The sequence below is a fragment of the Enterobacter sp. 237C8 genome (genome assembly GCF_034106865.1).
Taxonomy (GTDB): Bacteria; Pseudomonadota; Gammaproteobacteria; order Enterobacterales; family Enterobacteriaceae; genus Enterobacter; species Enterobacter asburiae_B.
Window position 1 is genome coordinate 1,866,631 of the sequence record NZ_JAWNDF010000001.1, and the last position, 26,822, is coordinate 1,893,452.

Consider the following 26,822-nt stretch of genomic DNA (forward strand, 5'->3'; position numbering starts at 1 on the left):
ACGACTATCCCTGTAACGCCTGTTTTTGCTCCCGGATATCCCGCTCAATGCCCTCGCGCACGTCCTGAGGGATCTTTAACGCATCGCCCAGAGCGTTAAGGTAGCTCCGCTCCATAAAATGATCGATATCGATGGCGGCACAGCTGAGGAAATAGAGCTCCAGCGCCTCTTCCTCATTTTTCACACTTTGGGCAAGACGCTGCGGCTCGAGCGGCTGTTCAATCGCCTGCGCCACCAGCACTCTTCCCTTCTCTTCAACGCCGGCCTCGCGCAGCTGCTGCTCGATCGCCGATCGTTCCTTATCGTCAATATGCCCGTCGCTTTTCGCGGCAAAAACCAGCGCAAGAATGAGCCGTTCGGTACGCAGATCCAGCGGCGAGGTGTGCTCGCCGTAATGCGGTTCATCGCTGTGCGCGGTCCGTATTCTGTCCTTGTATTTATTCCACAGCACGGTGCCCGCGATGGCGCCGCCGCCGGCCAGCAGCGCGCCTGTACCATACTTTGCCAGCAGCTTGCGTGAGGATTTATTCGCGACCAGCAGGCCTGCCAGCCCGCCGAGCGCCCCGGGTACCAGCAGTTTGCTGAGGTCCCGCTCGCCAGACGATGTTTTCTGCCCTAACAGGGATTGCAATTGATTTAACCAGCCAGACATGGTTTCCCTCACTTAACGGTGAACATGTTTCACAGCGTAAGCGAGCAGGCGTCAGGAAATGTCTGGTCGGGCTAAAGATGCGCAAATTTCTGTCCCCTCGTTTAGCCGTGCACGAGACAGACGCAAACGTTTTCGTTTATACTGCGCGCAACTTTTTCAGGGGGATTGTTATGATTCGTTTAGGAACTGCGCTGCGACCTGCGGCGACGCGAGTGATGCTGTTGGGATCGGGCGAGCTGGGGAAAGAGGTCGCCATTGAGTGCCAGCGTTTAGGTGTGGAAGTCATTGCCGTAGACCGTTACGCCGACGCACCCGCCATGCACGTCGCCCATCGTTCTTATGTGATTAACATGCTGGATGGCGATGCCCTTCGCGAGCTGATTACGCGCGAAAAACCCGATTTTGTCGTGCCGGAAATTGAGGCCATTGCCACCGATACGCTGATCGCCCTGGAGCAGGAAGGCCAGCGCGTGGTGCCCTGTGCGAAAGCCGCAAAGCTGACCATGAACCGCGAAGGCATTCGTCGCCTGGCGGCGGAAGAGCTGGGATTGCCCACCTCGAGCTACCGTTTTGCTGGCGATAAGGCCGCGTTCCTGCAGGCCGTCGAGGAAATTGGTTACCCGTGCATCGTTAAGCCGGTGATGAGCTCCTCCGGAAAAGGACAGAGCTTTATTCGCGACAGCGGTACCCTGGATAACGCGTGGGATTATGCCCAGCAGGGCGGCCGTGCCGGGGCCGGTCGCGTGATCGTCGAAGGCGTCGTGAAGTTTGATTTCGAAATCACCCTGCTGACCGTCAGCGCCGTTGACGGCGTCCATTTCTGCGACCCGATTGGTCACCGTCAGGAGGATGGCGATTACCGCGAATCCTGGCAGCCGCAGCAGATGAGCACCCTGGCGCTGGAGCGTGCTCAGGAGATCGCCCGTAAAACCGTCCTGGCGCTGGGCGGCTATGGCCTGTTCGGCGTGGAGCTGTTTGTGTGCGGTGATGAGGTGATTTTCAGCGAAGTCTCCCCTCGCCCGCATGACACCGGCATGGTCACGCTGATTTCGCAGGATCTCTCCGAGTTCGCCCTGCACGTGCGCGCGTTCCTCGGCCTGCCCGTCGGCGGTGTACGTCAGTATGGCCCTGCCGCCTCGGCGGTGATCCTGCCGCAGTTAACCAGCCAGAACGTCACGTTTGATAACGTCGACGGGGCGGTGGGCGCTGGATTGCAGGTACGTTTGTTCGGCAAGCCGGAGATCGACGGAACTCGTCGTCTTGGCGTGGCCTTAGCCACCGGGGATAACGTTGACGACGCCGTGGCGAGAGCGAAAGCGGCCGCTGCGAGCGTCAAGGTTGCAGGATAAAAAAACGGGCCAGAAGGCCCGTTTTTCATATGGCGAATGGCTTACTGCTTCGCGCCTTCAACCGCTTCGCGAGCCAGTTTGGTGATGCGATCCCAGTCGCCCGCTTCCAGCGCATCCGCCGGAACCAGCCATGAACCACCGATGCACAGCACGCTTTTCAGCGCCAGGTAGTCACGGTAGTTGGCAGGAGAGATACCGCCCGTCGGGCAGAAGCGTACCTGAGAGAAGGGACCCGCAATCGCCTGCAGCGCTTTGGTGCCGCCGTTCGCTTCAGCCGGGAAGAATTTAAACTCTTTCAGACCGTAGTCCATGCCCAGCATCAGTTCAGAGACGGTGCTGATGCCAGGGATCAGCGGAATAGTACCTTCCGTGGCGGCTTTCAGCAGCGGCTCGGTCAGGCCAGGGCTGATGGCGAACTGCGCGCCCGCTTCGGTCACTTCCGCCAGCTGCTGCGCGTTGAGAACGGTGCCCGCACCGATGATGGCGTCCGGTACTTCTTTCGCGATAGCGCGGATAGCATCCATCGCGCAGGCGGTGCGCAGGGTCACTTCCAGAACGCGAACGCCACCCGCAACCAGCGCTTTCGCCATCGGTACAGCGTGCTCCAGCTTGTTTACCACGATAACCGGCACGACAGGGCCAGTGGTCAGGATTGCTTCTGCACTTGTTTTCCAGTTTTTCATCAGAGTTTTCTCTCGCCAGATCGTTAAAATCAAGTCGTCTTAAAACGTAATACAGGTTGCGCCCTGCTCCGCACCGGAGAGTTTCTCACGCAGCGCGCTGAACATTTCGCGTCCGGTCCCCACGCGCGATGCGCTCAGGTCAGGAATATGGGGCTGACGTGCCGCCAGCTCGGCTTCATCCACCAGCAGGGTTAACTCGCCCGTCTGGCCGTTCACGCGGATCATGTCACCGTCGCGCACTTTCGCCAGCAGACCGCCGTCGTAGGCTTCCGGCGTCACGTGGATGGCTGAAGGCACTTTACCGGATGCCCCGGAGAGGCGTCCATCGGTGACTAGCGCAATTTTGAAACGGCGGTCCAATAATACACCAAGTGGTGGCATAAGTTTATGTAATTCTGGCATCCCGTTGGCTTTAGGCCCCTGGTGACGCACCACCACCACGCAGTCTTTATCGAGCAGACCGGCGTCAAAGGCGGGTAACACGTCATGCTGGCTTTCAAATACCACCGCCGGCGCTTCGATAACCTGGTTCTCTTCCGGTACGGCAGAGGTCTTCATTACCGCACGACCGAGGTTGCCGCTCAGCACTTTGGTGCCGCCGTGAGGAGAGAACGGTTTGTCGATAGTGGCAATCACCTGCGCATCAAGAGACGCGCTCGCCCCTTCACGCCAGTCCAGCTCGCCGTTGTTCAGCCACGGCTCCTGGGTGTAGCGCTGAAGGCCAAAGCCCGCCACGGTATTCACGTCTTCATGCAGCAGCCCGCCTTTCAGCAGCTCGCGCATCAGCAGCGGTACACCGCCTGCGGCCTGGAAGTGGTTAATATCCGCCGGACCGTTCGGGTACAGGCGCGCCATCAGCGGCACCACGGAAGAGATCTCGGAGAAGTCATCCCAGTTAATCAGAATGCCCGCCGCACGCGCCATGGCCACCAGGTGCATGGTGTGATTGGTTGAGCCCCCGGTTGCCAGCAGCGCGACAATCCCGTTGACGATGACTTTTTCGTCGACCATTTTGCCCATCGGCATCCATTCGTTGCCGTTGCCGGTCAGACGCGTGACCTGACGGGCCGCGGCCTCTGTCAGCGCCTTGCGCAGCGGCGCATCTGGCTGGATAAAGGACGAGCCCGGAAGCTGCATTCCCATAAATTCCACGACCATCTGGTTAGTGTTAGCCGTACCGTAGAACGTACAGGTTCCCGGCGCATGATAGGACGCGGCTTCCGCCTCCAGCAGCGCCTGACGGTCTGCTTTCCCTTCCGCGTACAGCTGGCGGATACGCACTTTTTCTTTGTTCGGCAGACCGCTCGCCATTGGGCCGGACGGGACGAAGATCGCAGGCAGATGCCCAAACGACAGCGCCGCCATCACCAGGCCCGGGACAATCTTGTCGCACACGCCGAGGTACAGCGCGCCATCAAACATGTTGTGTGACAGGCCCACCGCGGCAGACATCGCAATCACTTCGCGGCTCAGCAGGGACAGCTCCATGCCGTCCTGCCCCTGCGTCACGCCGTCGCACATGGCAGGTACACCGCCCGCCACCTGGCCCACCGCATTTACGCTGTGCAGCGCGTTGCGGATGATAGTGGGATAGACCTCATACGGCTGGTGCGCGGAAAGCATATCGTTATAGGAGGTAATGATGGCGATATTGTTACGCAACATGCTTTTCAGCGACGCTTTATCATCAGGCTGGCAGGCGGCGAAGCCGTGCGCCAGGTTCCCGCAGGCCAGCTGTGATCGGTGGACGGTGCTGCTCTTTGCCTGTTCAATCCGGGCGAGGTAGGCCGAACGGGTCTCTTTCGAGCGCTCGATAATGCGTTGTGTTACGCGTAACAATGTCGGATTCATAAAAGCTCCTCTAAATTATCTGTCCGGCTCGGGAGTTTACAAAGTCGCTGGCAGTTGTTAACAACGCTGAAACGCTTGCTGTCCGGAGCTCAGGGGCAAAATCACTTCCGGCAGTGTAATAAAAAAAGCTCCGCGGGTGAATCCACGCGGAGCTTAAAAGTTGAAAATTGTGCCACTAGCTGTGTTAGATCATGTTACCGGTAAAATAACACTTTCGAGCTAGAGGATTATCTTACTCAAACTCGTTCCAGGAGCGGCCATCGCGGGTGATCATTGCCACCGACGCGACAGGTCCCCAGGTACCCGCCTGATACGGTTTTGGCGCATCCTGATCGGCAGCCCAGGCTTCGGTGATGGAGTCGACCCATTTCCACGCCTCTTCCACTTCGTCGCGACGCACGAACAGCGCCTGGATACCGCGCATGGTTTCCAGCAGCAGACGCTCGTAAGCATCGGCCAGGTGCGTCTGATTAAAGGTTTCGGAGTAGCTCAGATCCAGCTTGGTGGTCTGCAGGTTGTGTTTATGATCCAGCCCCGGCACTTTGTTCAGGATCTGGATATCCACCCCTTCGTCCGGCTGCAGACGAATAGTCAGTTTGTTCTGCGGCAGTTCCTGCCAGGACTCTTTGAACAGGTTCAGTTCCGGGTTTTTGAAGTAAACCACCACTTCGGAACATTTGGCCGGCAGACGTTTACCGGTGCGCAGGTAGAACGGAACGCCCGCCCAGCGCCAATCGTCGATATCCACGCGGATCGCCACGAACGTCTCGGTGTTGCTGGACTTGTTAGCGCCCTCTTCTTCCAGGTAGCCCGGCACTTTTTTGCCTTGCGCAAACCCGGCGGTGTACTGGCCGCGGACGGTCTTCTCACGCACGTTGGAGCGATCGATGCGGCGCAGTGACTTCAGCACTTTAACTTTTGCGTCACGGATGCTGTCAGCCGTCAGGTCAGACGGTGGAGACATGGCAATCATGCACAGAATTTGCAGCAGGTGGTTCTGGATCATGTCGCGCATCTGACCGGCCTGGTCAAAGTAACCCCAGCGACCTTCAATCCCCACCTCTTCCGCCACGGTGATTTCCACGTGGTCGATAGTGCGGTTGTCCCAGTTATTCACAAACAGGGAGTTAGCGAAACGCAGCGCCAGCAGGTTCAGTACCGTCTCTTTACCGAGATAGTGGTCGATACGGTAGACCTGGCACTCTTCAAAGAACTCGCCCACCTGGTCGTTGATTTCACGCGAGGTTGCCAGCGACGTACCCAGCGGCTTTTCCATCACGACGCGAGCCGGTTTGGCGTTCAGTTTGGCTTCGCCCAGACCTTTGCAGATGGCGCCGAAGGTGCTTGGCGGCATGGCGAAATAGTTAATGGTGACACGGTTTTTCTGATCCAGCATCGCGCCTAAGCGGGTAAACGCGCTGACGTCATTAACGTCCAGGTTGCAGAAATCGAGGCGTCCACTCAGGGTATCCCACAAACTTTCATCAATTTTTTCCTTCATGAAAGTTTCGAGCGCCTCGCGGACGACTTTGGTATAAGCGTCCTTATCCCAGTCTGCGCGCCCGACACCCAGGATACGGGTATCCGGATGAATTTGGCCCGCTTTCTCCAGTTGATACAGGGAAGGCAGCAATTTTCGGCGTGCAAGATCGCCTTTCGCGCCGAAAATGACCAGGTCACATGCCTGGGCTGTTTGCGTTACCGCCATGTCATTCTCCTCAGTTGGATCACCTGGTACTTCTGCCAGGTATCGTTGTAATTTTATTACAATGCACTGTACTGCTTTTACGTCATTCCCGAAACCATTAGCGCTTATCGTCGCGTGCGATAACGCGATTTTTCCCCCTTTGGAAGATTACGACGGCGCAATGACGCAACAACCGTCGTTTCTTTGCGCAACGGGGTCACAGCAAAACCCGACACCGATCAAGTAATGAAAAAAAACAACAACATTATCTTGTCGATTGTTACCCTTAATGGAAGCCACAAGGGTAATATCGGTTAAATCGAATCACGATTTCATCAATTTATGAAATCGTTTACACCCATGAGCGTCCTGTTAACATGAACATGCTGGAAAAAATCCAGTTTCAACTGGAACACCTTAGCAAATCCGAGCGAAAAGTGGCCGAGGTCATTCTCGCCTCCCCCGCTCAGGCGATTCATTCAAGCATCGCCGCTCTGGCACAGGAAGCGGGTGTTAGCGAACCGACGGTCAATCGCTTTTGCCGCAGCCTCGAAACGCGCGGCTTTCCTGATTTTAAACTGCATCTGGCACAAAGTCTGGCTAACGGCACCCCATATGTTAATCGTAATGTGGATGAAGACGACAGCGTTGATGCCTATACCGCGAAAATTTTTGAATCGGCTATGGCTTCGCTTGACCACGTCCGCCAGTCTCTGGACATGAGTTCCGTGAATCGCGCGGTGGATTTGCTCACCCAGGCCAAGCGGATTGCGTTCTTTGGTCTCGGGTCGTCTGCCGCAGTGGCGCATGACGCCATGAACAAATTTTTCCGCTTTAACGTCCCGGTGATTTATTCCGATGACATTGTGCTGCAACGCATGAGCTGTATGAATTGCAGTGAAGATGACGTCGTGGTACTGATTTCGCACACCGGCCGCACCAAGAGTCAGGTAGAGCTGGCGCAGCTGGCCCGTGAAAACGATGCCATGGTGATTGCCCTCACCACGGCAGGCACGCCGCTGGCCCGTGAGGCGACGCTGGCGATCACCCTCGACGTGCCGGAAGACACCGACATTTATATGCCGATGGTTTCCCGACTGGCGCAGCTCACCGTGATTGACGTGCTGGCAACCGGTTTTACCTTGCGTCGGGGCGCAAAATTCCGGGATAACTTGAAGCGGGTCAAGGAAGCGCTGAAGGAATCGCGTTTTGATAAAGAATTGCTTATAAAGAGCGATGTTCCCTGATAGTTGATAACGAAGACGTAACCAATAATTACGATGTAACGATTTACGGCATTCGGTCCACTCTCCGCTGCCTTGCAGCAGATGAAGGCCGATTCAATGTTCACGCAACACCAAAGTTGTTTCAGTCAACGGAGTATTACATGTCCAGAAGGCTTCGCAGAACCAAGATCGTAACCACCTTAGGCCCGGCCACCGACCGCGATAATAATCTCGAGAAAATTATCGCCGCCGGCGCCAACGTGGTGCGTATGAACTTCTCTCACGGTACGCCAGAAGACCATAAATTACGTGCCGATAAAGTGCGTGAAATCGCAGCCAAACTGGGCCGCCACGTTGCTATCCTCGGCGATTTGCAGGGTCCAAAAATTCGTGTATCGACCTTTAAAGAGGGTAAGGTTTTCCTCAATATCGGCGACAAATTCCTGCTTGATGCCAACCTGGGCAAAGGCGAAGGCGATAAAGAGAAAGTCGGTATCGACTATAAAGGCCTGCCGGCTGACGTGGTGCCAGGCGATATCCTGCTGCTCGACGACGGTCGCGTACAGCTGAAGGTGCTGGAAGTTCAGGGCATGAAAGTGTTCACCGAAGTCACCGTCGGCGGCCCGCTCTCCAACAATAAAGGCATCAACAAACTGGGCGGCGGCCTCTCTGCAGAAGCGCTTACCGATAAAGACAAAGCGGACATCGTGACGGCTGCGCTGATCGGCGTTGACTACCTGGCGGTCTCCTTCCCGCGCTGCGGCGAAGATCTGAACTATGCGCGTCGCCTGGCACGTGATGCAGGCTGCGATGCTAAAATCGTCGCGAAAGTTGAACGCGCGGAAGCCGTTTGCGATCAGGATGCCATGGACGATGTGATCCTCGCGTCTGACGTGGTGATGGTTGCGCGTGGTGACCTGGGCGTGGAAATTGGCGACCCTGAGCTGGTAGGGATCCAGAAAGCGCTGATTCGTCGCGCACGTCAGCTGAACCGCGCGGTGATCACCGCCACTCAGATGATGGAATCGATGATCACCAACCCAATGCCAACCCGTGCAGAAGTCATGGACGTGGCTAACGCCGTGCTGGACGGTACCGATGCGGTGATGCTCTCTGCGGAAACCGCTGCGGGCCAGTATCCGGCAGAAACCGTGGCCGCTATGGCGCGCGTCTGCCTGGGCGCTGAAAAGATCCCAAGCATCAACGTTTCTAAACACCGTCTGGACGTGCAGTTCGACAACGTGGAAGAAGCGATAGCGATGTCTGCGATGTATGCGGCAAACCATCTGAAGGGCGTTACCGCGATCATCACCATGACCGAATCTGGCCGCACCGCGCTGATGACCTCTCGTATCAGCTCTGGTCTGCCGATCTTCGCCATGTCCCGTCACGAACGTACTCTGAACCTGACGGCGCTGTACCGCGGCGTGACGCCGGTTCACTTCGACAGCACCAGTGACGGCGTAGCTGCGGCGCACGATGCCGTAAACCTGCTGCGCGACAAAGGCTATCTGGTGTCCGGTGATATCGTCATTGTGACCCAGGGCGACGTGATGAGCACCATCGGCTCAACCAACACCACGCGCGTTATGACCGTCGAGTAATAATGTCTGTGTTAAAAAGCCCTCTCCAGATGGAGAGGGCTTTTTTTATTTCCGCGGATAAAGCTCTTTGCGTTTATAGGGCTCAGTTTCACCCGGCTTACGCGTTTTAAGCAGCTTCAGGATCCACGTGTACTGTTCGGCATGCGGCCCCACCAGAATTTCCACCTCTTCGTTCATTCGACGCGCGATCGTGTGGTCGTCAGCGGTCAGCAGATCATCCATCGGCGGACGGACCTCAATACTCAGGCGATGCGTTTTGCCGTCATAGACCGGGAACAGCGGGATCACGCGGGCACGACAGACTTTCATCAGGCGACCAATCGCGGGGAGCGTCGCTTTATAGGTCGCAAAGAAATCGACAAACTCGCTGTGCTCCGGGCCGTGGTCCTGATCCGGCAGATAGTAGCCCCAGTACCCCTGACGCACCGACTGAATGAAGGGCTTAATGCCATCGTTACGCGCATGCAAACGTCCGCCAAAACGACGACGCACCGTATTCCAGACAAAATCGTAGATTTTATTTCCCTGGTTATGGAACATCGCCGCCATTTTCTGGCCCTGAGACGCCATCAGCATCGCCGGAATATCAACGCCCCAGCCGTGGGGGACGAGGAAAATGACTTTCTCGTCATTGCGGCGCATCTCCTCGATGATGTCCAGCCCTTTCCAGTCAACGCGATCGACGATTTTATCCGGCCCTTTCAGCGCCAGTTCAGCCATCATCGCCATTGCCTGCGGGGCGGTGGTGTACATTTCATCAATGATTGCCTCGCGCTCGGCGTCGCTTTTCTCAGGAAAACAGTAATAAAGGTTGATCTGCGCGCGACGGCGGGCGCTCTTGCCTAAACGCCCGGCCAGACGGCCAATTTTCCCCAGAACGGGATCGCGTATAGAGGCAGGCAGCATCGCCATCCCCGCAAAGGCGTAAACACCAAGCCAGGCGCCCCAGTTGCGCGGATGGCGGAAGGATTTTTCAAACTCAGGAATGTATTCAATATTGTTTTTTTTGGTTTCCATGCTGGATCCAGGGTCTGATGACGCAAAATTTTATTCAGATAGTGTAGCGAGGCAGTCGTCCACGCACAAAAGAAAAAGCCGGCGTCAGTGTGCGCCGGCTTTTTTAACAAAAACAGAGGGCTTAGTTTAAGCTCAGCTGCGGCATCACCTCTTTCACCTGCGCCAGATAATCAGTACGATCTTTACCTGTCAGGCCTTCGGTGCGCGGCAGTTTCGCCGTCAGCGGGTTCACGGCCTGCTGGTTGATCCACACTTCATAGTGCAGGTGCGGGCCGGTAGAGCGTCCGGTATTGCCGGAGATCGCGATACGGTCACCACGCTTCACCTTCTGGCCCGGCTTCACCAGCAGCTTACGCAGGTGCATATAGCGGGTCGTATAAGTGCGGCCATGACGTACCGCGACATAATATCCGGCGGCACCGCTACGCTTGGCCACCACCACTTCGCCATCTCCCACCGCCAGTACCGGCGTGCCCTGCGGCATGGCAAAGTCAACGCCACGGTGCGGCGCGACGCGCCCGGTTACCGGGTTCAGACGACGCGGGTTAAAGTTAGAGGAGACGCGGAACTGTTTTGCCGTCGGGAAGCGCAGGAAACCTTTTGCAAGGCCCGTACCGCTGCGGTCATAGAACTTACCGTCTTCGGCACGAATTGCGTAGTAATCTTTGCCTTCGGAGCGCAGACGTACGCCCAACAGCTGGCTTTGCTCGCGCTTGCCGTCCAGCATTTCGCGGGACATCAGGACGGAGAACTCATCGCCCTTCTTCAGCTTGCGAAAATCCATCTGCCACTGCATGGCTTTGATCACCGAGCTGATTTCAGCGCTGGTCAGGCCTGCATCTCGCGCGCTGGAGACAAAGCTCGCGCCCACGGTACCTTTCAGAACGCTGTTAACCCAGTCGCCCTTCTGCATTTCGCTGGTCATTTTGAAACCGTTTGCAGTGCGATCGTAGGTGCGGGTTTCGCGGCGGGACATTTCCCAGGTCAGACGCTGGAGATCGCCATCCGCCGTTAATGTCCAGGAGAGCTGTTGTCCGATTTTCAGGTTACGAAGATCTTTATCCGCAGCCGCCAGCTGGCTGATATTGCCCATGTCTATGCCGTACTGGTTCAGCACGCTGCTCAGCGTGTCCCCGGTAGAGACAACATATTCGTGGATACCCGCCTCGTTCTCGGTTTTATCGTCCAGCTCATCCTGCGGGATAGCTTCATCTTCCTGAGCCGCCTGGTCGATAGGCTCACTGGCTTCAGGCAGCAAAGAACGGATTTCGCTCTTTTCAAGCTCAATGGTTTTAATGATAGGGGCAGAACTCGGGTGGTAAACATAGGGCCGCCAGACGGCGACCGCTAAGGTGAGAACTGTAAGCGACCCCAGCATAACGCGGTGGGGTCGTGGCAGATTGTTAAATGCCAGGGCGACAGAGCGGGCTATCTGTTGCACGTATTCACTTCCTCGTTAATCTCCTTTCAGGCAGCTCGCATACTGGTTCGCCAGTTGGCTGAGGAACTGCGAATAGCTCGCTTTGCTCAACTGGATATTCGTACCTAGCGGGTCAAGGGTTCCCATGCGCACGGATGTTCCCCTGGCCACGGCTTCTACGACCGCTGGCCTGAACTGTGGCTCAGCAAAAACGCATGTCGCTTTCTGCTCAACCAACTGTGTTCTGATTTCATGTAAACGCTGCGCACCAGGCTGAATTTCAGGGTTGACGGTGAAGTGGCCCAGTGGGGTCAAACCGTAGTGTTTTTCGTAATAGCCGTAGGCGTCATGAAAAACGAAATACCCTTTACCTTTCAACGGTGCGAGCTCATTACCAACCTGCTTATCGGTTGCGGCTAATTGTGCCTCAAAATCCTTCAGGTTGGCGTCTAGTTTGGCTCGACTTTGCGGCATAAGTTCCACTAATTTGTCGTGGATTGCAACCGCTGAAAGCCGCGCTATCTCTGGGGATAACCAAAGATGCATGTTGTACTCGCCGTGATGGTGATCTCCATCACCTTTTTCGCCGTCTGCGGCATGATGGTCATGTTCGTCGCCGTCGTCATCCGCCCCTTTCATGAGCAACGGTTTCACGCCGGAGAGTTCGGCAATCGCCACCTGTTTTTCGCCAGCAACCTGTTTTGCTGACTTTTGCATAAACGCTTCCATTTCAGGACCAATCCAGACGACTAAGTCCGCGTTTTGTAAGCGTTTTACATCTGACGGGCGCAGGGAATAGTCATGCTCAGATGCACCATCAGGGAGCAGAACCTGGGTTTCCGTTACCCCGTCTGCAATGGCAGACGCGATGAATCCGAGTGGTTTAAGCGAAGCGACAACCGCAGCGTTAACATCTTGTGCGGTTGTACCCCAAAGGGCAGCGGATAATGCTGCGAAAAGAAGCGTATTTTTATGTAACATAATGCGACTAATCATCGTAGTGAATGCGTGGAATGTGATATTATAACATTCGTTGACTTCTTCAAGCTTAAAATGACATGACGACATTGGTTTCTCTTGAAAATATTTCGGTCTCATTCGGGCAGCGCCGCGTCCTCTCTGACGTGTCGCTCGATCTGAAGCCCGGCAAAATTCTGACGCTGCTCGGCCCCAATGGCGCAGGCAAATCCACCCTGGTGCGCGTGGTGCTGGGTCTGGTCGCACCCGATGAAGGCGTGATTAAGCGCGAGGAAAAATTGCGTATTGGCTATGTGCCGCAAAAACTTCACCTCGACGCAACGCTGCCGCTGACGGTCAGCCGTTTCCTGCGTCTGCGCCCCGGCACCCGTAAAGCCGATATTCTCCCGGCGCTGAAACGCGTGCAGGCGGGCCATCTTGTCGATGCGCCGCTGCAAAAACTGTCCGGCGGTGAAACTCAGCGTGTTTTACTTGCCCGCGCGCTGCTGAGCAGCCCGCAGCTGCTGGTACTGGATGAACCAACTCAGGGTGTGGATGTGAATGGTCAGGTTGCGCTTTATGATTTGATCGACCAGCTCCGTCGGGAGCTTGATTGCGCCGTGCTGATGGTGTCTCACGACCTGCATCTGGTGATGGCAAAAACCGACGAAGTGCTGTGCCTCAACCACCACATCTGCTGCTCCGGTACGCCTGAAGTGGTGTCAATGCACCCGGAGTTTATCTCCATGTTCGGCCCCCGCGGCGCTGAACAGCTGGGCATTTACCGCCATCATCATAATCATCGCCATGATTTACAGGGACGAATCGTACTGCGTCGGGGAAATGGACACTCATGATTGAACTGTTACTGCCCGGCTGGCTGGCCGGGATTATGCTTGCCTGCGCCGCGGGCCCGCTCGGCTCGTTTGTTGTCTGGCGCAGAATGTCCTATTTTGGCGATACCCTGGCGCATGCGTCTCTGCTGGGCGTTGCCTTTGGTCTGCTGCTGGATGTAAACCCCTTCTACGCGGTGATTGTGGTCACGCTGCTGCTGGCCGCCGGTCTGGTCTGGCTGGAAAAGCGCCCTCACCTCGCCATTGATACGCTGCTTGGCATTATGGCGCACAGTGCCCTGTCTCTGGGCCTGGTGGTGGTCAGCCTGATGTCGAACATCCGCGTGGATCTGATGGCCTACCTCTTCGGCGACCTGCTGGCCGTGACGCCGGAAGATCTCATCGCTATCGCCGTTGGCGTGGTGGTGGTGCTCGCTATTCTGCTCTGGCAGTGGCGGAATTTACTGGCCATGACCGTCAGTCCGGATCTGGCATTTGTCGACGGCGTGAAGCTGCAGCGCGTGAAACTGCTGCTAATGCTGGTGACGGCGTTAACGATTGGTGTCGCAATGAAGTTTGTCGGCGCGCTGATTATTACGTCGCTGTTGATCATCCCAGCCGCCACGGCGCGTCGTTTTGCCCGTACGCCGGAGCAGATGGCCGGCGTAGCCGTGATTATCGGAATGATTGCGGTAACGGGTGGGTTAACGTTCTCGGCGTTCTATGACACGCCTGCGGGGCCGTCAGTGGTGCTGAGTGCGGCGGTGCTGTTTATCTTCAGTATGATGAAAAAGACCGCGAATTAACATTGAGGGCGCTGAAGCCCTCACCTGGCCCTCTCCCTCAGGGAGAGGGAACAAAACATTACGGCATTGCCGGTGGCGTAATGCCGAAATGATTCCACGCCCGCACCGTTGCCATACGTCCACGGGGGGTGCGTTGCAGGAAGCCCTGCTGGATCAGATACGGCTCCAGCACATCTTCAATCGTCTCACGCTCTTCTCCGATTGCCGCCGCCAGGTTATCCAGCCCGACAGGGCCGCCAAAGAACTTGTCCAGCACCGCCAGCAGCAGTTTACGGTCCATATAGTCAAAGCCTTCGGCATCGACATTCAGCATATCCAGCGCCTGGGCGGCGATCTCGGCGGAAATCGAGCCATCGTGCTTCACCTCGGCAAAGTCACGCACCCGGCGCAGCAGGCGGTTGGCGATACGCGGCGTACCGCGGGAACGCTTCGCCACTTCAAACGCGCCCTCTTCGCTCATTTCGAGCCCCATATAGCGGGCGCTACGGCCAACGATGTGCTGGAGATCCGCCACCTGGTAAAACTCGAGACGCTGCACGATGCCGAAGCGGTCGCGCAGCGGAGAGGTCAACGACCCGGCGCGGGTGGTGGCACCAATCAGGGTAAACGGCGGCAGATCGATTTTGATGGAGCGCGCGGCCGGGCCTTCACCGATCATGATATCCAGCTGGTAATCTTCCATCGCCGGATAGAGCACTTCCTCCACCACCGGCGACAGGCGGTGGATCTCATCGATAAACAGCACGTCATGCGGTTCGAGGTTGGTTAGCATCGCCGCGAGATCGCCCGCCTTCTCCAGCACAGGGCCGGAGGTGGTGCGCAGGTTGACGCCCATTTCATTGGCGACGATATTCGCCAGCGTAGTTTTGCCTAAACCCGGAGGGCCAAAAATCAGCAGGTGATCGAGCGCATCGCCGCGCAGCTTTGCCGCCTGGATGAAAATCTCCATCTGGGAACGAACCTGCGGCTGGCCGATATACTCATCAAGCAGTTTTGGGCGGATCGCGCGATCCACCACGTCATCTGCCTGAATAGTGCCTGCCGACACCAGGCGGTCTGCTTCAATCATCCTTTACCTCACAATGCAGCGCGCAGCGCTTCACGAATCAGGGTTTCACTGCTGGCGTCCGGTTTGGCAATTTTGCTCACCATTCGGCTGGCCTCCTGAGGTTTATAGCCCAGCGCCACCAGCGCGGCAACCGCTTCCTGCTCGGCATCATCATCCGTCGCAGGGCCACCGGGAGAGGTCAATACCAAATCGGCAGCCGGAGTGAACAGATCGCCATGCAGACCTTTAAAGCGGTCTTTCATTTCGACAATCAGGCGCTCGGCGGTTTTCTTACCAATGCCCGGAAGCTTAATCAGCGCCGCAGGATCTTCGCGCTCAACGGCATTCACGAACTGTGGTGCCGACATGCCGGACAAAATCGCCAGCGCCAGCTTCGGACCGACGCCGTTGGTTTTAATCAGCTCGCGGAACAGGGTGCGTTCCTGCTTGTTATTGAATCCGTAAAGCAGTTGGGCATCTTCACGCACCACAAACTGGGTAAAGACAATCGCCTCTTTGCCCGCGTCCGGCAGCTCGTAGAAGCAGGTCATCGGCATATGGACTTCATAGCCCACGCCACCTACTTCCAGCAGCACTAACGGGGGTTGTTTTTCAATGATGATGCCTCTGAGTCTGCCTATCACGTGACGCTCCTGCGTTCTGAGAGAAATTAACTGCCGACATAATAAAAAAAGGCTGGATGTTTATCCAGCCTGATTTCTGATTATCGTAACCTGCCTCGCGCCAGATTGAGCCGCGACTCGCTCATTTGCATCGCGTTCTGGCTGACGTGACAGTGGGTAATCGCAATCGCCAGCGCATCCGCGGCGTCGGCCTGCGGGTTCGCGGGAAGCTTCAGCAGGGTACGCACCATATGCTGCACCTGGCTTTTCTCCGCGCTCCCAATGCCCACCACCGTCTGCTTGACCTGACGTGCCGCGTATTCGAATACCGGCAAATCCTGGTTCACGGCAGCGACGATGGCGACACCGCGCGCCTGACCGAGCTTTAGCGCTGAATCGGCGTTTTTCGCCATAAAGACCTGCTCGATGGCGAAATAGTCCGGCTGAAACTGGGTGATGATCTCCGACACGCCCGCATAAATGAGCTTCAGGCGCGAAGGAAGATCGTCCACTTTGGTGCGAATACAGCCGCTGCCCAGGTAGGTTAACTGGCGTCCCACCTGACGGATAACGCCATAACCGGTGACGCGTGAGCCTGGGTCAATCCCGAGAATAATCGACATCACGCGTCTCCCGTAAACGGTTTACAGGCTCTCATCAGAGAGTCGCTGCAACCTCATCAGAGATTTCACCGTTGTGGTACACTTCCTGCACGTCGTCGCAGTCTTCGAGCATGTCGATCAGACGCAGCAGTTTCGGTGCCGTTTCCGCATCCATGTCCGCTTTAGTGGACGGGATCATGGAGACTTCAGCGTTGTCCGCCTTCAGGCCAGCCGCTTCCAGCGCGTCGCGCACGGCACCCATCTCTTCCCACGCGGTATAAACGTCGATAGCGCCGTCATCGAAGGTCACCACGTCTTCCGCACCGGCTTCCAGCGCCGCTTCCATGATCGCATCTTCGTCGCCTTTCTCGAAGGAGATGACGCCTTTTTTGCTGAACAGGTAAGCAACGGAACCGTCGGTGCCCAGGTTGCCACCGGTTTTGGTGAACGCGTGGCGCACTTCCGCAACGGTACGGTTACGGTTGTCGGACAGACACTCGACCATCACCGCAGTACCGCCAGGGCCGTAACCTTCATAAATGATGGTTTCCATGTTCGCGTCTTCATCACCGCCCACGCCACGTGCGATTGCACGGTTCAGGGTGTCGCGCGTCATGTTGTTAGACAGCGCTTTATCTACCGCCGCGCGCAGACGCGGGTTAGATGCCGGGTCGCCGCCGCCCAGACGCGCTGCTGTCACCAGCTCGCGAATGATTTTGGTAAAGATCTTACCGCGCTTGGCATCCTGTGCCGCTTTGCGGTGTTTGGTGTTGGCCCACTTACTATGACCTGCCATAAAAAGTTCTCCAAAAATCGCGCCTTCTCAGGCTGCGTTAATTACAAATTCTTCAATCGCCTGCCGGTTGCTCCACGACTTGGTCAGTGCGGCGGCATCCGCCGCATTCACCCAGCGGTAGGTCAGGTGTTCGGTAAACACGATCTCCCGTTCATGGGGGAGCGCGAGACAGAACCACGACTCCGTATTGCGCTCGGTACCCGGCGCGTAGCGATGACGTAAATGGCTAAAAATTTCAAACTCCACCGTGCGCTGGCAGTCCTTCAGGGTCAGTTGCTCGCGGGCAACGTCAATGGTGACCTCTTCCTTTACTTCGCGCGCGGCGGCCTGCAACGCGGTTTCCCCCTCTTCCAGACTGCCGGTAACCGACTGCCAGAAATCAGGGTCATCGCGCCGCTGCAACATCAGCACCCGCTTCGTGTCTTCTGCATAAATGACCACCAGGACCGAAACGGGAAGCTTATATGCCATATCAGTTTTTCTCTTCCTTCTTCACCACTTCAATGCCCAGTTCGGCCAGAGAGGCCGGGTTGGCAAAGCTTGGCGCTTCGGTCATCAGACACGCTGCGGCAGTGGTTTTCGGGAAGGCAATAACATCACGAATGTTATCGGTGCCGGTCAGCAGCATGGTCAGACGGTCAAGACCGAAGGCCAGACCCGCGTGCGGCGGCGTACCGTATTTCAGGGCGTCCAGCAGGAAGCCAAACTTCTCGCGCTGCTCCTGCTCGTTGATGCCCAGAATGCCGAACACGGTCTGCTGCATTTCGCCGCTGTGAATACGCACGGAACCGCCGCCCACTTCGTAGCCGTTGATAACCATGTCATAAGCGTTGGCGACCGCATCTTCCGGTGCCGCTTTCAGCTCTGCCGCCGTCATGTCTTTTGGCGAGGTGAACGGGTGGTGCATTGCGGTCAGGCCGCCTTCACCGTCGTCTTCAAACATTGGGAAATCGATAACCCACAGCGGTGCCCATTTGTTTTCGTCGGTCAGGCTCAGGTCTTTGCCGAGCTTCAGACGCAGCGCGCCCATCGCATCCGCCACGACTTTCTTGTTGTCTGCGCCGAAGAAGATCATGTCGCCGTCCTGCGCGCCGGTGCGCTCAAGGATCGCTTCCACGATATCCGCGTTCAGGAATTTCGCTACCGGGCTGGTGATGCCTTCCAGACCTTTCGCACGCTCGGTCACTTTAATATAGGCCAGACCTTTCGCGCCGTAGATCTTGATGAAGTTGCCGTAGTCGTCGATCTGCTTGCGGCTCAGTGCCGCACCGCCCGGTACACGCAGGGCCGCCACGCGGCCTTTAGGATCGTTAGCCGGGCCAGCGAAGACGGCAAACTCAACGCCTTTCACCAGGTCTGCTACGTCCACCAGCTCCATAGGGTTACGCAGGTCGGGTTTGTCAGAGCCGTAACGACGCTCGGCTTCAGCGAAGGTCATGATAGGGAAATCGCCCAGCTCAACGCCTTTCACGTCGTTCCAAAGGCTACGCACCAGGGCTTCCATCACTTCACGCACCTGCTCGGCGGTCATGAAGGAGGTTTCCACATCGATCTGGGTAAATTCTGGCTGGCGGTCAGCGCGCAGGTCTTCGTCGCGGAAGCATTTAACAATCTGATAGTAGCGATCGAAGCCGGACATCATCAGCAGCTGTTTGAACAGCTGTGGAGACTGCGGCAGCGCGTAGAATTTGCCTTTATGAACGCGGGATGGGACCAGGTAATCGCGCGCGCCTTCCGGCGTGGCTTTGGTCAGCATCGGGGTTTCGATGTCGAGGAAACCGTGGTCATCCATAAAGCGACGCACCAGGCTGGTGATTTTCGCACGGGTTTTCAGGCGCTGAGCCATTTCCGGACGACGCAGATCCAGGTAGCGGTATTTCAGACGCGCTTCTTCAGTGTTGACGTGGTTGGAGTCCAGCGGCAGCGCTTCTGCACGGTTGATGATCACCAGATCGGACGCCAGCACTTCGATGGCGCCCGTTGCCATGTCGGCGTTGACGTTTTTCTCGTCACGCGCGCGCACGGTGCCGGTGACCTGAATGCAGAACTCATTACGCAGCTCAGAGGCCAGCTTCAACGCATCTGCGCGATCCGGGTCGAAGAACACCTGGACGATACCTTCGCGGTCGCGCATATCGATGAAGATAAGGCTACCAAGATCACGACGACGATTGACCCAACCACACAGGGTGACCTGCTGTCCGACGTGGGACTGACGCAGCTGCCCGCAATATTCTGTACGCATGAGATATCCCTTAATTAGCCGCAGGCTAAATGTCGCCTGGTATGCAGGCTACTATGTCGCAGCTTTCTGTATGTCACAACTGGATGAAAAAAGGCGGCTATTATACTGGAAATTCCGCCGGACGATAAGAGCGAACCACGGCCTGGCGGTCGTTTGCTGCACTCTTATTGCGCATTCTCACAAAAATTAACAAAATTATCCGCCCAGGAACAGGCCATCACATCGTATGGTGTCTGGAAGTGATTCATTTAACGGGAGTAACGATGTTAACACTTGATGCCAGTAAAACCGCACTTGTCGTGATTGATTTACAGGAAGGCATTCTGCCCTTCGCCGGTGGCCCGCATACCGCGGATGATGTGGTCAGCCGCGCAGCTCGCCTGGCGGAAACATGTCGTGCCAGCGGTGCGCCTGTTGTCATGGTGCGCGTCGGCTGGTCCGCTGATTACGCTGAAGCGTTAAAACAGCCCGTTGATGCCCAGGCTCCTGCACGCGCCCTGCCTGAAAACTGGTGGACGTACCCGGCCGCACTCGGCAAACGCGACAGCGACATCGAAGTGACCAAACGCCAGTGGGGCGCATTTTACGGTACCGATCTCGAGCTGCAGCTCCGCCGTCGCGGCATCGACACCATCATCCTGTGCGGCATTTCCACCAACATCGGCGTGGAGTCTACCGCCCGCAACGCGTGGGAGCTGGGCTTTAACCTGGTGATCGCCGAAGATGCCTGCAGCGCGGCCTCCGCGGAACAGCACCAGGGCAGCATGACCCATATCTTCCCGCGCATCGGCCGCGTGCGCAGCACGGATGAGATTGTCAGCGCGCTATGATGTACGTGGGCCTGCCCCAGTGGTCGCACCCGAAATGGGTGCGCCTTGGCATCACCAGCCTTGAGGAGTATGCCCGGCACTTCAACTGTGTCGAGGGTAACACCACCCTGTATGCGCTCCCTAAAGCCGAGATTGTTACGCGCTGGCGGGAACAAACGACCGACGACTTCCGCTTCTGCTTTAAGTTTCCGGCCACCATTTCCCACCAGGCCGCGCTGCGCAACTGTGGGGATTTGACCGAAGAGTTTTTTACGCGCATGTCGCCGCTGGCGAACCGCATCGGTCAGTACTGGATCCAGCTGCCCGCCACGTTTGGCCCGCGCGATTTACCTGCGCTCTGGCAGTTCCTGGATGCCCTGCCCCGTGAATTCGCCTACGGCGTTGAAGTCAGGCATCCTGAATTTTTTGCGAAGGGCGAAGCAGAAAAAGCGCTCAATCGCGGCCTGCTTGAGCGTTCCGTTAACCGGGTGATCCTCGATAGCCGACCGGTGCACAGCGCTGTCCCCCATAGCGAAGCCATCGTTGAAGCTCAGCGTAAAAAACCCAAAGTGCCGGTCCACGCCATCGTGACCGCGCATAACCCAATGGTCAGGTTTATCGGCAGCGATAACATGCAGCAAAATCAGGCTATGTTCGCCGTCTGGCTGCAAACGTTAGCAAAGTGGGAACACACCACCACGCCGTATCTCTTTTTGCATACGCCGGATATCGCCCAGGCGCCCGAACTGGTCGATGCTCTGTGGCAGGCCTTGCAGGCTGCGGTGCCGTCCGTGGGCAGCGCCCCTTCCATCCCACAACAATCTTCTCTTTTCTGATATCACCCCCTATCATAGTGAAGTGCCATCTGCCAAAAACAGGGAGTTTGTATGGTCAGCGCGCTGTATGCGGTGTTAGGTGCATTACTGCTGATTAAGTTTTCATTTGATGTTGTGCGCCTCAGAACGCTGTACCGCGTCTCTTACGGTGACGGCGGGTTTTCCGAGCTACAAAGCGCTATCCGCATTCACGGCAATGCGGTCGAATACATCCCCGCAGCCTTAATCCTGCTGCTTTTTATGGAGATGAATGGCGCAGAAACCTGGATGGTGCACATCTGTGGCCTGCTTCTTATTGCTGGCCGCCTGATGCACTATTACGGTTTTCACCACCGCTTAATCCGCTGGCGTCGTTCCGGCATGAGCGCGACCTGGTGTTCGCTTTTGCTGATGGTGCTGGCTAACCTGTGGTATATGCCGTGGGAGTTGGTTTTCTCCCTTCATTAGCGCACAATACGCCACTTTATTTTTCCCGGATTTTTACGTTATGTCAGATCGCGACACGCTTTTTTCCGCGCCTATCGCCAGCCTGGGCGACTGGACCTTCGATGAACGGGTAGCCGAAGTCTTCCCGGATATGATCCAGCGCTCTGTTCCCGGTTATTCCAATATTATCTCTATGATCGGCATGCTGGCTGAGCGCTTCGTTCAACCCGGCACGCAGGTCTATGACCTGGGCTGCTCGCTCGGCGCGGCAACGCTGTCGGTTCGTCGTAACGTTCACCACGAAGGCTGCCGAATCATTGCCGTCGATAACTCCCCGGCGATGGTTGAGCGCTGCCGTCGCCACATTGACGCGTATAAAGCCCCTGTTCCGGTCGACGTGGTGGAAGGCGATATCCGCGAGATTGAGATCAATAACGCGTCGATGGTGGTGCTGAATTTCACCCTGCAGTTCCTGGTGCCTGAAGACCGTCAGCTGCTGCTGGACAAAATTTATCAGGGGCTGAATCCCGGCGGCGCGCTGGTGCTCTCGGAGAAATTCAGCTTCGAAGATGCCGAGGTTGGCGAACTGCTGTTCAATATGCACCACGATTTCAAACGGGCGAACGGCTACAGCGAGCTGGAGATCAGCCAGAAGCGCAGCATGCTCGAAAACGTGATGCTGACGGATTCCGTAGAAACCCACAAAGCGCGTCTGAGCAAAGCCGGGTTTGAGCACAGCGAACTGTGGTTCCAGTGCTTTAACTTTGGCTCTCTGGTGGCGCTGAAAGCGGGAGAATCCGCATGATCGAATTCAGCAACTTCTATCAGCTGATTGCCAAAAACCAGCTTTCCCACTGGCTGGAAACCTTGCCCGCGCAGATTGCCGCCTGGCAGCGCGATCAGCAGCACGGCCTGTTAAAGCAGTGGTCAAACGCGGTGGAGTATCTGCCCGAACTGACCCCGCATCGTCTGGACCTTCTGCACAGCGTAACCGCCGAGAGCGAAGAGCCGCTCCCGGCCGGGCAGATCAACCGCATCGAAACGCTGATGCGTAACCTGATGCCGTGGCGCAAAGGGCCGTTTTCACTTTACGGCGTGAACATCAATACCGAATGGCGCTCGGACTGGAAATGGGATCGCGTTCTGCCTCACCTTTCCGACCTGACCGGACGTACCATTCTGGACGTAGGCTGCGGCAGCGGTTACCACATGTGGCGCATGATTGGCGCGGGGGCGCATCTGGCGGTAGGTATTGACCCGATGCAGCTGTTCCTGTGCCAGTTTGAAGCGGTGCGTAAGCTGCTGGGTAACGACCAGCGCGCGCACCTGCTGCCGCTGGGCATTGAACAACTTCCTGCCCTGAAAGCCTTTGATACCGTCTTCTCCATGGGCGTGCTGTACCACCGTCGTTCCCCGCTTGAACACCTGTGGCAACTGAAGGATCAGCTGGTCAGCGGCGGCGAGCTGGTGCTGGAAACGCTGGTGATTGAAGGCGATGAACATGCCGTTCTGGTGCCGGGCGATCGCTACGCGCAGATGCGCAACGTTTACTTCATCCCTTCCGCGCTGGCGCTGAAGAACTGGCTGGAGAAGTGCGGGTTTGTGGATGTGCGGATTGCCGACGTCAGCGTGACCTCAATTGAGGAACAGCGCCGCACCGACTGGATGATCACCGAATCGCTGGAGCAGTTCCTCGACCCTGCCGACCACAGCAAAACCATCGAAGGCTATCCGGCCCCGATGCGTGCGGTGTTGATTGCGACGAAGCCGTAGTTTTCCCCTCACCCCGGCCCTCTCCCCATAGGGGCGAGGGAGAAAAACCGCACCGAGCCGTCCCCTCTCCCCTATGGGGAGAGGGTTAGGGTGAGGGGATAAAAAAAGGCCCCTGTTGAAATTGCAGGGGCCTGGTACAAGCAAGCATCATATTGGGCGACATGATGCGCGGTAAAAATCGGTACGTTGCTACACGTGATGGCGCTCAATCAGCGACTTCATTTCCGCAACCGACTCTCCCTCTACGCCATAGCGTGAATACTCATCCGCTTCAGCATCCGTCGACATTGACAATCCTGTATTGCGATAACGCATGGGCGAAGGTATCCATTTACCCGCGGAGCTGTGCAGCTCTTCTACCCCTGCGTTTAAAAACCGTTCCAGATTGCTGGCGCGGACTCCCGCACCCGCCATTATTATTGGAACACCGGAATGTGCTTTTAGTTCCGTAATTAATTGCAGTCCTTTTTCAGCTGACGCCTGCTGACCCGATGTCAGGATGCGCGCCACGCCAAGTTCTTCAAGCGTTTCAAAGGCCTGGAGCGGATCTTTACACATATCAAATGCGCGATGAAAAGTGACGGCCAGCCCCTGCGCGGCGCTCATAATCTGGCGCATGCGCGGTATATCGATGTTGCCGTCTTCATTCAGCAGGCCGGTCACCAGCCCCGGAAACCCCAGGTCCCGAACGAGTGCGATATCATCAAGCATGGCACTGAACTCGCCCGCCGTGTAACAAAAATCACCGCCGCGCGGACGAATAATCGGGTGAACGGGAATGGTGACGGCCTGACGGGCAGACCTCAACACGCCGTAAGACGGCGTCAGCCCGCCCTCTTTGGGTGCCGCACACAGTTCAATGCGGTCAGCCCCGTGCTTTTGCGCGGTCACGGCACACTCCACGCTGTAACAACAAATCTCCAGCAGCGCCATTTAATCCTCCTGAAATTCCACTAAACGAAACATCATGACACGCCGTCCGTTTTCAGTCCCGGCGTGAACTCACATCTCTTACGCTTCGCTGGCAACGATCTGCTCAATGGTCCACGGATGAAACTTCACCGTGACCTGTCCGTCCGTAACGGCCAGCGTCGGGTTAGGTAACCGCTCGCGCTCGCCTTTGGGTGAACTCGTCTTCACAAAAATCCCCGGCTTGCTTAAGCCTTCGTCAGAAAGCAGGGCCAGCGCGCGCGCGTTCAACGTTTCCGGCTCACCCGGCAGGACAATTTCGATATGCTCCCAGCCTTCGTGCGGATAGCGTTTCTCGCCTGGCCACGGCAGCTCAACCACGCTGAATTGCCAGTGCGCCACGTTCACCGGTTCATGCAGTTTGAACAGGCAAATGGGGCGACCATTGATGATGTTCTCGGAGAGCAACTCGCCGCACCGTTCGAACCCGCGACGCCAGCGCTCGGCCGTGGCATTCTGATGACAGCGCAAAGAGATGTGATCGGCCTCAAGCGGCGCAATATCCAGACCAAGACGGGTGGCAAGTTCTGTGAACGCCTGGGTGAAGCGCGGTAAATCTGCGGAAATATCATGCAGTTCGTCAATGGATTGCCAGTTCGCCATAAGTCACTCTCTTTTCATGTCGCAAAGCCGCTAATTTACTCTGTTGCCCTGTTTTGACCAACCGCAGAATCCGGCTTTTTGCGACTGCATGATTATGCACACCTTCACCGCCTGGATTCTGAGCAATCTTCAGGCCCCGCAATGCTGACGCCAGAGGGCATTTGCAGTATACTCCCGCCCTAAATTCTTTAACTGGCGCGGGCGGCTGTAAGCCCGCATCAAAAACGTAAGGTATCCAGGTGAATATTCAGGCTCTTCTCTCCGAAAAAGTCAGTCAGGCACTGATTGCCGCAGGCGCGCCTGCGGATTGCGAACCGCAGGTTCGTCAGTCAGCAAAAGTACAGTTTGGCGACTATCAGGCTAATGGCGTGATGGCAGTGGCTAAAAAACTGGGCATGCCGCCGCGACAGCTCGCTGAGCAGGTACTGACGCATCTGGATCTTTCCGGCATTGCCAGCAAAACCGAAATCGCCGGTCCGGGCTTTATCAACATCTTTCTTGAGCCTGCATTCCTGGCAAGCCACGTTGACGCGGCCCTGAAATCTGACCGTCTGGGCGTTTCCCAGCCGGAGGCGCAGACCGTCGTGATCGACTACTCTGCGCCGAACGTGGCGAAAGAGATGCACGTTGGCCACCTGCGCTCCACTATCATCGGTGATGCCGCGGTGCGCACGCTCGAGTTCCTCGGTCACAAGGTGATCCGCGCGAACCACGTGGGCGACTGGGGTACCCAGTTCGGCATGCTGATTGCTTACCTGGAAAAACAGCAGCAGGAAAACGCGGGTGAAATGGCGCTGGCGGACCTGGAAGGGTTCTACCGCGAAGCCAAAAAACACTACGACGAAGACGAAGCCTTTGCCGAGCGCGCGCGCAGCTATGTGGTAAAACTGCAGGGCGGCGACCAATACTTCCTCGAGATGTGGCGCAAGCTGGTCGACATCACCATGTCTCAGAACCAGCTGACCTATAACCGTCTGAACGTCACCCTGACCCGTGACGACGTGATGGGTGAAAGCCTCTATAACCCAATGCTGCCCGGCATTGTGGCTGACCTGAAAGCCAAAAACCTGGCGGTAGAGAGCGAAGGCGCAACGGTGGTGTTCCTTGATGAGTATAAAAACAAGGAAGGTGAACCGATGGGCGTGATCATCCAGAAAAAGGATGGCGGCTACCTCTACACCACCACAGACATCGCCTGCGCGAAATACCGTTACGAGACGCTGCATGCTGACCGCGTGCTGTACTACATCGACTCCCGTCAGCACCAGCACCTGATGCAGGCGTGGACCATCGTGCGTAAAGCCGGTTACGTGCCGGATTGCGTGCCGCTGGAACACCACATGTTCGGCATGATGCTGGGTAAAGACGGCAAGCCGTTCAAAACCCGTGCGGGCGGTACCGTGAAGCTGTCCGACCTGCTGGACGAAGCGCTGGAACGCGCTCGCCGTCTGGTGGCCGAAAAGAACCCGGACATGTCTGCCGATGAGCTGGAAAAACTGGCCAACGCCGTGGGTATCGGTGCGGTGAAATACGCGGATCTCTCCAAGAACCGTACCACCGACTATATCTTCGACTGGGATAACATGCTGGCGTTTGAAGGCAACACGGCGCCTTACATGCAGTATGCCTACACCCGCGTGCTCTCGGTGTTCCGTAAGGCGAACATTGATGAAAACGTACTGGCGAATGCGACAGTGACCATCACGGAAGATCGTGAAGCGCAGCTGGCAGCGCGCCTGCTGCAGTTTGAAGAGACGCTGACGGTTGTCGCGCGTGACGGCACGCCGCACGTGATGTGTGCTTACCTGTACGATCTGGCGGGTCTGTTCTCCGGCTTCTACGAACACTGCCCTATTCTGTCTGCGGAAAACGAATCGGTCCGCAACAGCCGCCTGAAGCTGGCGCAGCTCACGGCGAAGACCCTGAAGCTGGGTCTGGATACCCTGGGTATCGAAACCGTAGAACGCATGTAATACAAAAAACCCGGCAAGCGCCGGGTTTTTCTTA

General features: G+C 56.8%; 26 protein-coding genes. 11 read left to right on the top strand and 15 right to left on the bottom strand.

The features are described 5' to 3' along the window. Positions 1 to 4 precede the first annotated feature (4 nt). The gene (locus USF70_RS09035; protein WP_087822784.1) at positions 5 to 652 is read right to left on the bottom strand and encodes a tellurite resistance TerB family protein; all 648 of its coding nucleotides are present in this window, start codon (positions 650 to 652) and stop codon (positions 5 to 7) included. 170 nt (positions 653 to 822) lie between these two features. Between USF70_RS09035 and purT the strand changes: the two genes are divergently transcribed. After that, complete coding sequence (gene purT, locus USF70_RS09040; RefSeq protein ID WP_033145846.1) at positions 823 to 2,001, top strand: formate-dependent phosphoribosylglycinamide formyltransferase; 1,179 nt, start codon at positions 823 to 825, stop codon at positions 1,999 to 2,001. A gap of 41 nt (positions 2,002 to 2,042) precedes the next feature. On the opposite strand, the gene kdgA is transcribed toward purT, so the two are convergent. The 3 genes from kdgA to zwf all read right to left on the bottom strand — a co-directional run bounded on the left by kdgA (position 2,043) and on the right by zwf (position 6,243). Continuing rightward, a complete protein-coding gene (gene kdgA / locus USF70_RS09045; RefSeq protein ID WP_014884307.1) occupies positions 2,043 to 2,684 on the bottom strand; it encodes a bifunctional 4-hydroxy-2-oxoglutarate aldolase/2-dehydro-3-deoxy-phosphogluconate aldolase in 642 nt (213 codons plus the stop codon). 39 nt (positions 2,685 to 2,723) lie between these two features. Further along, the gene (edd, locus tag USF70_RS09050) at positions 2,724 to 4,535 is read right to left on the bottom strand and encodes a phosphogluconate dehydratase (RefSeq protein WP_047061092.1); all 1,812 of its coding nucleotides are present in this window, start codon (positions 4,533 to 4,535) and stop codon (positions 2,724 to 2,726) included. A gap of 232 nt (positions 4,536 to 4,767) precedes the next feature. Continuing rightward, positions 4,768 to 6,243: a glucose-6-phosphate dehydrogenase gene (gene zwf, locus USF70_RS09055; protein WP_023312228.1), complete on the bottom strand. Its 1,476-nt coding sequence runs from the start codon at positions 6,241 to 6,243 to the stop codon at positions 4,768 to 4,770. Between the two features lie 356 nt (positions 6,244 to 6,599). Here zwf and USF70_RS09060 point away from each other — a divergent pair, with 356 nt between their 5' ends. Further along, on the top strand, positions 6,600 to 7,469 hold the full coding sequence (locus tag USF70_RS09060; protein ID WP_023312229.1) for a MurR/RpiR family transcriptional regulator: 870 nt from the start codon (positions 6,600 to 6,602) through the stop codon (positions 7,467 to 7,469). Between the two features lie 140 nt (positions 7,470 to 7,609). Continuing rightward, positions 7,610 to 9,052, top strand: coding sequence for a pyruvate kinase (pyk, locus tag USF70_RS09065; RefSeq protein ID WP_039263653.1), 1,443 nt, complete (start codon positions 7,610 to 7,612; stop codon positions 9,050 to 9,052). Between the two features lie 45 nt (positions 9,053 to 9,097). On the opposite strand, the gene lpxM is transcribed toward pyk, so the two are convergent. From lpxM to znuA, 3 genes are all read right to left on the bottom strand, one after another. After that, positions 9,098 to 10,069 (bottom strand): lauroyl-Kdo(2)-lipid IV(A) myristoyltransferase, encoded by a 972-nt coding sequence (gene lpxM, locus USF70_RS09070; RefSeq protein ID WP_087822785.1) that lies wholly within the window; start codon positions 10,067 to 10,069, stop codon positions 9,098 to 9,100. 121 nt (positions 10,070 to 10,190) lie between these two features. Continuing rightward, the gene (mepM, locus tag USF70_RS09075) at positions 10,191 to 11,510 is read right to left on the bottom strand and encodes a murein DD-endopeptidase MepM (protein ID WP_024909694.1); all 1,320 of its coding nucleotides are present in this window, start codon (positions 11,508 to 11,510) and stop codon (positions 10,191 to 10,193) included. Positions 11,511 to 11,525: 15 nt separating this feature from the next. Further along, the gene (znuA, locus tag USF70_RS09080) at positions 11,526 to 12,470 is read right to left on the bottom strand and encodes a zinc ABC transporter substrate-binding protein ZnuA (protein ID WP_045404493.1); all 945 of its coding nucleotides are present in this window, start codon (positions 12,468 to 12,470) and stop codon (positions 11,526 to 11,528) included. Positions 12,471 to 12,547: 77 nt separating this feature from the next. On the opposite strand from znuA, the gene znuC reads away from it, so the two are divergent. Then, positions 12,548 to 13,303, top strand: a complete 756-nt coding sequence (znuC, locus tag USF70_RS09085) for a zinc ABC transporter ATP-binding protein ZnuC (protein WP_023312233.1) — start codon at positions 12,548 to 12,550, stop codon at positions 13,301 to 13,303. Continuing rightward, entirely contained in the window at positions 13,300 to 14,085 is a 786-nt protein-coding gene (gene znuB, locus USF70_RS09090; RefSeq protein WP_029741768.1) for a zinc ABC transporter permease subunit ZnuB, read from the top strand. The genes znuC and znuB overlap by 4 nt, the downstream gene beginning before the upstream one ends. Before the next feature lie 58 nt (positions 14,086 to 14,143). Here znuB and ruvB read toward each other — a convergent pair whose 3' ends face one another. The 6 genes from ruvB to aspS form a co-directional block, all read right to left on the bottom strand. Next, positions 14,144 to 15,154, bottom strand: a complete 1,011-nt coding sequence (gene ruvB, locus USF70_RS09095; protein WP_023312235.1) for a Holliday junction branch migration DNA helicase RuvB — start codon at positions 15,152 to 15,154, stop codon at positions 14,144 to 14,146. A gap of 8 nt (positions 15,155 to 15,162) precedes the next feature. After that, entirely contained in the window at positions 15,163 to 15,777 is a 615-nt protein-coding gene (ruvA, locus tag USF70_RS09100; RefSeq protein ID WP_023312236.1) for a Holliday junction branch migration protein RuvA, read from the bottom strand. 80 nt (positions 15,778 to 15,857) lie between these two features. Continuing rightward, positions 15,858 to 16,379, bottom strand: coding sequence for a crossover junction endodeoxyribonuclease RuvC (gene ruvC / locus USF70_RS09105; RefSeq protein ID WP_003859749.1), 522 nt, complete (start codon positions 16,377 to 16,379; stop codon positions 15,858 to 15,860). Between the two features lie 34 nt (positions 16,380 to 16,413). Then, positions 16,414 to 17,154: a YebC/PmpR family DNA-binding transcriptional regulator gene (locus USF70_RS09110; RefSeq protein ID WP_008500447.1), complete on the bottom strand. Its 741-nt coding sequence runs from the start codon at positions 17,152 to 17,154 to the stop codon at positions 16,414 to 16,416. Between the two features lie 27 nt (positions 17,155 to 17,181). Beyond that, a complete protein-coding gene (gene nudB, locus USF70_RS09115; protein WP_032658557.1) occupies positions 17,182 to 17,625 on the bottom strand; it encodes a dihydroneopterin triphosphate diphosphatase in 444 nt (147 codons plus the stop codon). A 1-nt stretch (position 17,626) separates the two neighbouring features. Continuing rightward, positions 17,627 to 19,399, bottom strand: coding sequence for an aspartate--tRNA ligase (aspS, locus tag USF70_RS09120; protein WP_023312238.1), 1,773 nt, complete (start codon positions 19,397 to 19,399; stop codon positions 17,627 to 17,629). A 263-nt stretch (positions 19,400 to 19,662) separates the two neighbouring features. Here aspS and USF70_RS09125 point away from each other — a divergent pair, with 263 nt between their 5' ends. From USF70_RS09125 to cmoB, 5 genes are read left to right on the top strand one after another with little or no spacing between them, the layout of a single operon-like run. Beyond that, positions 19,663 to 20,229, top strand: a complete 567-nt coding sequence (locus tag USF70_RS09125) for a hydrolase (protein ID WP_039263656.1) — start codon at positions 19,663 to 19,665, stop codon at positions 20,227 to 20,229. Further along, complete coding sequence (locus tag USF70_RS09130; RefSeq protein WP_033145853.1) at positions 20,226 to 21,044, top strand: DUF72 domain-containing protein; 819 nt, start codon at positions 20,226 to 20,228, stop codon at positions 21,042 to 21,044. The genes USF70_RS09125 and USF70_RS09130 overlap by 4 nt, the downstream gene beginning before the upstream one ends. Before the next feature lie 51 nt (positions 21,045 to 21,095). Then, positions 21,096 to 21,491, top strand: coding sequence for an MAPEG family protein (locus USF70_RS09135; RefSeq protein ID WP_021240443.1), 396 nt, complete (start codon positions 21,096 to 21,098; stop codon positions 21,489 to 21,491). Between the two features lie 40 nt (positions 21,492 to 21,531). Continuing rightward, positions 21,532 to 22,275, top strand: a complete 744-nt coding sequence (cmoA, locus tag USF70_RS09140) for a carboxy-S-adenosyl-L-methionine synthase CmoA (RefSeq protein WP_029741772.1) — start codon at positions 21,532 to 21,534, stop codon at positions 22,273 to 22,275. Beyond that, positions 22,272 to 23,243 carry a tRNA 5-methoxyuridine(34)/uridine 5-oxyacetic acid(34) synthase CmoB gene (gene cmoB, locus USF70_RS09145; RefSeq protein ID WP_039263658.1) on the top strand — a complete coding sequence of 324 codons (972 nt, stop codon included), beginning with the start codon at positions 22,272 to 22,274 and terminating at the stop codon, positions 23,241 to 23,243. The genes cmoA and cmoB overlap by 4 nt, the downstream gene beginning before the upstream one ends. A gap of 189 nt (positions 23,244 to 23,432) precedes the next feature. Here cmoB and cutC read toward each other — a convergent pair whose 3' ends face one another. Continuing rightward, complete coding sequence (gene cutC, locus USF70_RS09150) at positions 23,433 to 24,176, bottom strand: copper homeostasis protein CutC (protein ID WP_033145856.1); 744 nt, start codon at positions 24,174 to 24,176, stop codon at positions 23,433 to 23,435. A 78-nt stretch (positions 24,177 to 24,254) separates the two neighbouring features. Next, positions 24,255 to 24,815, bottom strand: coding sequence for a VOC family protein (locus tag USF70_RS09155; protein ID WP_033145857.1), 561 nt, complete (start codon positions 24,813 to 24,815; stop codon positions 24,255 to 24,257). A gap of 239 nt (positions 24,816 to 25,054) precedes the next feature. Between USF70_RS09155 and argS the strand changes: the two genes are divergently transcribed. Next, on the top strand, positions 25,055 to 26,788 hold the full coding sequence (gene argS, locus USF70_RS09160) for an arginine--tRNA ligase (protein ID WP_033145858.1): 1,734 nt from the start codon (positions 25,055 to 25,057) through the stop codon (positions 26,786 to 26,788). Positions 26,789 to 26,822: the final 34 nt, after the last annotated feature.

What these genes read in the sequence shown, in the direction of transcription:
- znuA (WP_045404493.1), bottom strand. Translation starts at nt 12,470, where the DNA reads ATGTTACATAAAAATACGCTTCTTTTCGCAGCATTATCCGCTGCCCTT.
- cmoA (WP_029741772.1), top strand. Translation starts at nt 21,532, where the DNA reads ATGTCAGATCGCGACACGCTTTTTTCCGCGCCTATCGCCAGCCTGGGC.
- USF70_RS09125 (WP_039263656.1), top strand. Translation starts at nt 19,663, where the DNA reads ATGTTAACACTTGATGCCAGTAAAACCGCACTTGTCGTGATTGATTTA.
- USF70_RS09035 (WP_087822784.1), bottom strand. Translation starts at nt 652, where the DNA reads ATGTCTGGCTGGTTAAATCAATTGCAATCCCTGTTAGGGCAGAAAACA.
- USF70_RS09110 (WP_008500447.1), bottom strand. Translation starts at nt 17,154, where the DNA reads ATGGCAGGTCATAGTAAGTGGGCCAACACCAAACACCGCAAAGCGGCA.
- znuC (WP_023312233.1), top strand. Translation starts at nt 12,548, where the DNA reads ATGACGACATTGGTTTCTCTTGAAAATATTTCGGTCTCATTCGGGCAG.
- lpxM (WP_087822785.1), bottom strand. Translation starts at nt 10,069, where the DNA reads ATGGAAACCAAAAAAAACAATATTGAATACATTCCTGAGTTTGAAAAA.
- USF70_RS09060 (WP_023312229.1), top strand. Translation starts at nt 6,600, where the DNA reads ATGAACATGCTGGAAAAAATCCAGTTTCAACTGGAACACCTTAGCAAA.
- pyk (WP_039263653.1), top strand. Translation starts at nt 7,610, where the DNA reads ATGTCCAGAAGGCTTCGCAGAACCAAGATCGTAACCACCTTAGGCCCG.
- cutC (WP_033145856.1), bottom strand. Translation starts at nt 24,176, where the DNA reads ATGGCGCTGCTGGAGATTTGTTGTTACAGCGTGGAGTGTGCCGTGACC.
- kdgA (WP_014884307.1), bottom strand. Translation starts at nt 2,684, where the DNA reads ATGAAAAACTGGAAAACAAGTGCAGAAGCAATCCTGACCACTGGCCCT.
- znuB (WP_029741768.1), top strand. Translation starts at nt 13,300, where the DNA reads ATGATTGAACTGTTACTGCCCGGCTGGCTGGCCGGGATTATGCTTGCC.
- USF70_RS09130 (WP_033145853.1), top strand. Translation starts at nt 20,226, where the DNA reads ATGATGTACGTGGGCCTGCCCCAGTGGTCGCACCCGAAATGGGTGCGC.
- purT (WP_033145846.1), top strand. Translation starts at nt 823, where the DNA reads ATGATTCGTTTAGGAACTGCGCTGCGACCTGCGGCGACGCGAGTGATG.
- cmoB (WP_039263658.1), top strand. Translation starts at nt 22,272, where the DNA reads ATGATCGAATTCAGCAACTTCTATCAGCTGATTGCCAAAAACCAGCTT.
- USF70_RS09135 (WP_021240443.1), top strand. Translation starts at nt 21,096, where the DNA reads ATGGTCAGCGCGCTGTATGCGGTGTTAGGTGCATTACTGCTGATTAAG.
- ruvB (WP_023312235.1), bottom strand. Translation starts at nt 15,154, where the DNA reads ATGATTGAAGCAGACCGCCTGGTGTCGGCAGGCACTATTCAGGCAGAT.
- zwf (WP_023312228.1), bottom strand. Translation starts at nt 6,243, where the DNA reads ATGGCGGTAACGCAAACAGCCCAGGCATGTGACCTGGTCATTTTCGGC.
- ruvC (WP_003859749.1), bottom strand. Translation starts at nt 16,379, where the DNA reads ATGTCGATTATTCTCGGGATTGACCCAGGCTCACGCGTCACCGGTTAT.
- USF70_RS09155 (WP_033145857.1), bottom strand. Translation starts at nt 24,815, where the DNA reads ATGGCGAACTGGCAATCCATTGACGAACTGCATGATATTTCCGCAGAT.
- nudB (WP_032658557.1), bottom strand. Translation starts at nt 17,625, where the DNA reads ATGGCATATAAGCTTCCCGTTTCGGTCCTGGTGGTCATTTATGCAGAA.
- aspS (WP_023312238.1), bottom strand. Translation starts at nt 19,399, where the DNA reads ATGCGTACAGAATATTGCGGGCAGCTGCGTCAGTCCCACGTCGGACAG.
- edd (WP_047061092.1), bottom strand. Translation starts at nt 4,535, where the DNA reads ATGAATCCGACATTGTTACGCGTAACACAACGCATTATCGAGCGCTCG.